This is a genomic window from Enorma burkinafasonensis (assembly GCF_902150035.1).
GTDB classification, from domain to species: domain Bacteria; phylum Actinomycetota; class Coriobacteriia; order Coriobacteriales; family Coriobacteriaceae; genus Enorma; species Enorma burkinafasonensis.
In genome coordinates this window covers 1-4,124 of the sequence record NZ_LR597537.1, presented here as the reverse complement: position 1 = coordinate 4,124, position 4,124 = coordinate 1, and the positions used below count along the sequence as shown (strand labels likewise).

6 protein-coding genes are annotated in these 4,124 nt (G+C 71.2%); all 6 read right to left on the bottom strand.

Annotated elements, in window-relative coordinates:
• The coding region (locus FS885_RS09725; protein WP_144744806.1) for a PrgI family mobile element protein at positions 1-211 on the bottom strand (211 nt) is incomplete at its 3' end.
• Between the two features lie 12 nt (positions 212-223).
• Positions 224-439, bottom strand: a complete 216-nt coding sequence (locus tag FS885_RS09720) for a hypothetical protein (RefSeq protein ID WP_006234636.1) — start codon at positions 437-439, stop codon at positions 224-226.
• Between the two features lie 84 nt (positions 440-523).
• On the bottom strand, positions 524-2,341 hold the full coding sequence (locus tag FS885_RS09715; RefSeq protein WP_144744832.1) for a VirD4-like conjugal transfer protein, CD1115 family: 1,818 nt from the start codon (positions 2,339-2,341) through the stop codon (positions 524-526).
• Entirely contained in the window at positions 2,338-2,889 is a 552-nt protein-coding gene (locus FS885_RS09710; RefSeq protein ID WP_144744831.1) for a hypothetical protein, read from the bottom strand. Before FS885_RS09710 ends, FS885_RS09715 begins: the two co-directional genes overlap by 4 nt.
• Positions 2,890-2,946: 57 nt before the next feature.
• Positions 2,947-3,480 carry a peptide ABC transporter substrate-binding protein gene (locus tag FS885_RS09705; protein ID WP_144744830.1) on the bottom strand — a complete coding sequence of 178 codons (534 nt, stop codon included), beginning with the start codon at positions 3,478-3,480 and terminating at the stop codon, positions 2,947-2,949.
• A gap of 201 nt (positions 3,481-3,681) precedes the next feature.
• On the bottom strand, positions 3,682-4,124 hold a 443-nt coding region (locus FS885_RS09700), incomplete at its 5' end, for an ATP-binding protein (protein WP_144744829.1).

Below are 4,124 nucleotides of genomic sequence, written 5' to 3'. Positions count from 1 at the left end.
ACCCGGCGAGCCAGAACGGCATGCTGCAGAGCATGATCGGGAAGGCCGCGTCCGCGACGTCGGCGTGCAGGCCCAGGTGGACGAAGGCCGCCGCCCCGACCGCGCTGCCGAAGCCGAGCGACACGCATGCGAGCGTGCGCAGGCTCATCTTCCCGACGATCTTCTCCTCGTACTCGCCGATGTCCTTCTGGACCGGTATCCGGAGCGCCATCCGCGACGCCCCCTATGCCGGCAGCCAGGACGTGTCCAGCTGCCCGAAGTAGACCGACGCGGCGATGATGATCGCGCCGCCGGCGATGGTGGAAATGGCGGTCGCGATCTGCGGGCCGCCCTGCTGCTCCCTGATGGCCAGGCCGAGCGAGACCGCTCCCCACACGACCAGGAAGCCGCCGAGGAAGGTCACGCAGCCCGACACGAGCTTGATGACGTTTGCGAGCATGCTGCTCTCCTTTGCTTTCGGTTGACGATGTTCCTTGCTGCTCCTCCCCCGCGGCGGGGGAGGCACGCGCCCTCCGCGGCCCCGTCACGATGCGCCGTCCTTCCGCCTGCGGTACTCCGCGAAGTCGAACGGGCCGCGGCGCGCCGCCTCCTCGAGCAGGCGCGAGCGCGGGTGGCGCTCGAGCCGGTACTTCCGGTCCATGAGCGGCATGCACCCGTTCACGAGCACGAGCGCGTCCTCGCGCGGCATGCGCGCCACCTCGGCGGGCTGTATGAGGTCGCGCTCGGAGATGCCGCGGTTCACGGTGCGGGTCCAGCCGGCGCCCCGCGAGTCGCTCTGCGTCTCGCTCGCCACCGTCTGCTTGCCGGCCATCTTGCTGATCTCCTCGTTGGTCTCGTTCGCCTTGCCGCCCAGGTAGAGCAGCGTGTCGCAGGCGTTCACGATGGTCTCGGCGTTGTTGTCGCCGTAGGTCTCCTTCAGCTGCGAGAGCGACTGGGCGATCATCGAGACCGCGATGTTCCTGCTGCGGGTGACCGCGATGGTCCGCTCGAAGTCGGGTATGCGCCCGATGTTGGCGAACTCGTCGAAGACGAAGTGCACCGTCGTGGGCAGCGATCCGCCGTGCGCCTCGAGCGCCTCGGCGCAGAGCGCGCTCACGGCCGTGTCCATGAGCAGGGCGAACAGGAAGTCGAAGGTCGAGTCGGTGTCGCTCATCGACGCGAAGAGCGCGACCTTGGCGCCCTCGTCGCCCATGTGGGCGAGGCCGAGCTCGTCTTTGGAGGTGAGGTCGCGCACGGCCCGGATGGACAGCGGCTTCAGGCGGACGTTGCAGCTCGAGAGCATCGACTTCATGGTGTCGCCGGCGGCCACGCGGAACTCGCGGTAGCTCGCGAGCGCGAAGTCGTCGGGCGGCGCCGGCTCGCGGACCTTGACCCACTCCCACGCGCCGTCCTCCTCGGAAAAGCCGCGCAGCGATCCGCCCTCCGCCGAGGCGCCGCCGCGCCTGACGTAGCGCTCGCCGGTCTCCAGCTCGCGGAACACCATGTCGAGCGGGCTCATGTAGCCCGGGTCGTCGCGGGCGTCGGCGAGCGAGAGCAGCGTGAGCAGCCCGTCGAGGTTTCGGTCGGCGGGCTCGCAGTGCATGACGAGGTAGGCCGTGAGCGCGGTGTAGACCAGGCGCTCGGCCTTCTCCCAGTAGGGGTCGCCCTTGTGGTCGGCGTCGCCCTCGGTGTTGGCGACGATGCCGCGGGCGAAGCGGATGACGCCCGCCTCGTCGCGTATGTAGGCTATGGGGTTGAAGCGCATGGAGCGCGTGAAGTCGATGGTGTCGAACGCGCGGATCTCGTAGCCGAGCTCCGCCAGCGCGCCGCCCATCTCGCGGATGAGCGTGCCCTTCGGGTCGGTCACGAAGAAGCTGGCGTTGGCCTGCAGGAGGTTCGGCTTGACGTAGTAGCGCGTCTTGCCGGTGCCCGGGCCGCCCACCACGAGCACGTTGTCGTTGGTGTCGGTGGAGAGGTCGAACCTGCGGCTCACGAGGCGGATGCGCGCGTTGTCGGTGAGGATGATGTTGTTGTCGGGGTCCTTGGCATCGCCGAAGGGCGCGATGTCCTTGCGCGTGGCCCACCTGGAGCTACCGTGCTCCTCGCCGTCGCGCCGGGCGCCCTTGGATCCCATGGAGCGCGCCCAGGCGACGAGCGCCGCGCACGCGCAGGCGGTCCCCGCGCACAGGGGAAGCGCCTCCGTTGAGAATACGCGCCCCGCGCGGAGCGCCGCCGGGATCGCCGCCATGGCGGCCTCCGGGTCGAGGATCGGGCTCGCGCCCGACGCCGCAAGGGCCGCGGCCGCGAAGTCTCCCGCGGCGAACGCCGCCGCGGCCAGCGCTGCCGCCGCCTGCCACCTCATCTCTCGGGCCCCTCGATATGTCGCGGGCCGCGGTCCCGGCCGGGGCCCTGGCTGTGGGCCCTCGCCGGCGCGCGCGCCCGCTCGGCGCGCTCCGCCAGCCGCTCGGGCGCCCGGCGCCTCTCGGCGATCTCGGAGAGCCGCTCCCTGGCGCGATCTGCGGCCTTTCCCGTCTCTTGCTCGAGCTGGCGGAAGGCCTCGTCGACCTCGGGGGCGTCCTCCACCTTGAAGAGCAGCCAGTCGCGGCCCTCGCCGGGGATGATGTGGTGCTCGACCGACGCGGCGCGCAGCTTGTCGGAGACGACCTCCTTGATCGTCGCGTACTCGGGAAGCCCCGAGAGCTCCTCGAGGCTGAGCTTCGCGTAGGTCGGCGCGCCCTCGGCCGCGATGGCCTCGGCGCGCCCGCCGGCGATGGTCCCGCGGATTCCCGCGAGGCGCTCGGAGAGCTTCCTCGCGCTGCGCTCCATTGCCTCGGCGCCGGCCTCCTGGCCGATCCTCAGCATCCAGTCGAGCAGCTTGCCGCCCGCCTCGTCCCCGTAGTCGCTCGCCATCCCGCGCCTCCCTTCCAGTCGAGATGAAAAAGGGGCGCCTTCGCGCCCCGGTCGTCCCTATTCGGCCCCGACGGCCCTCTCGCGCGCCATTGGGGCGCGGGCTTCCTGCCCGGCGTGCGCGCGGCTCGCCTCGCGGGCGGACGCGGCGCGCTGCGCCAGCGGCTCGGGCGCCTTCTCGTGCAGGTGGGCCCACTCGCCGCTGCGGCACTGCTCCGGCGTCGCCTCGCACATGTCGCGCATGGCGCGCTCGAACCGCTCGGGCTCCTGGGCGATGGCGCCGAAGCTCCAGCTCTCGAAGCCGGTCCACGCGTCGCCGTCGCGCTTGAGCGTCCACCACTCGTCGCCGCCGTTCACCTGCTGGATGAACGCGAGGTCGCGGTAGCAGAACCCCTGGCGTATGGCCCAGTTGCCCGAGCCGAGCGCCTCGCGGAGCCTGTCGACGCTCTCCGTGCGGGAGAACTCGTAGGCGTACTCCTCGAGGAACGGGTCGTCCTGCCAGTCGAAGCCGCCGACCTTGAGCCAGCCGTTCTCCTGGCACTTCTCCACGAGCTCTTCGTGCTCGCGGCCGGTTATCCTCTCGAAGCCGTCCATGGGCTCTCCGCCTTTCGTTTGTTGCTTGGCGGGCGGCGTCCTCGCGATGGGGGCACGGTGCGAGTCGGAGCAGGCGTGCGTGCTGGCGCGTCGGCGCCGCCCAAGACGTGTATAGCGATTTCGATTGCGGCAGAGGGCGGGGCCGCCCGCGATGGGTCGAGCTGGGTCGAGCCGTCCGCGCCTCCACGGGAAGCGCACAAGCTAGCCGAGCCGGCGCCTGTCCCTTCCGCCCAGGTAGACGGGCCTGCAGGTCTGGGAGATCCTGCTCGCGATCGCCTCTGCCGTTACGCGCTCGCCGCGCCTTGCGAGCCTGTCCGCCAGCGCGCCCGGCGCGTAGTTCGACGTGACGATGGTCGGGCGCATGTCCTCGTAGCGCGCGTCGAGCACGCTGAACACGGTGCCGACGGACCACTCGGTCGCGTCCTCCTTGCCGAGGTCGTCGAGCACGAGGACGTCGCACTTGGCGTACCGCGCGACGGCGGCCTCGGTGCCGCCCTCGCCGAACGTGGCCTTCACGCGCTCGAGCATGCCCTTGGCCGTCGTGAAGGCGACGTCGTAGCCGGCCTCGGCGAACAGCCTGGCCATGGCGGAGGCGGCGTGCGTCTTGCCGGCGCCGACGCCCCCGTGTATGTAGAGCCCGGCGC

Excerpts from the sequence above, each read along its gene's own strand:
- FS885_RS09720 (WP_006234636.1), bottom strand. The coding sequence starts at position 439 with ATGCTCGCAAACGTCATCAAGCTCGTGTCGGGCTGCGTGACCTTCCTC.
- FS885_RS09715 (WP_144744832.1), bottom strand. The coding sequence starts at position 2,341 with ATGAGGTGGCAGGCGGCGGCAGCGCTGGCCGCGGCGGCGTTCGCCGCG.
- FS885_RS09710 (WP_144744831.1), bottom strand. The coding sequence starts at position 2,889 with ATGGCGAGCGACTACGGGGACGAGGCGGGCGGCAAGCTGCTCGACTGG.
- FS885_RS09705 (WP_144744830.1), bottom strand. The coding sequence starts at position 3,480 with ATGGACGGCTTCGAGAGGATAACCGGCCGCGAGCACGAAGAGCTCGTG.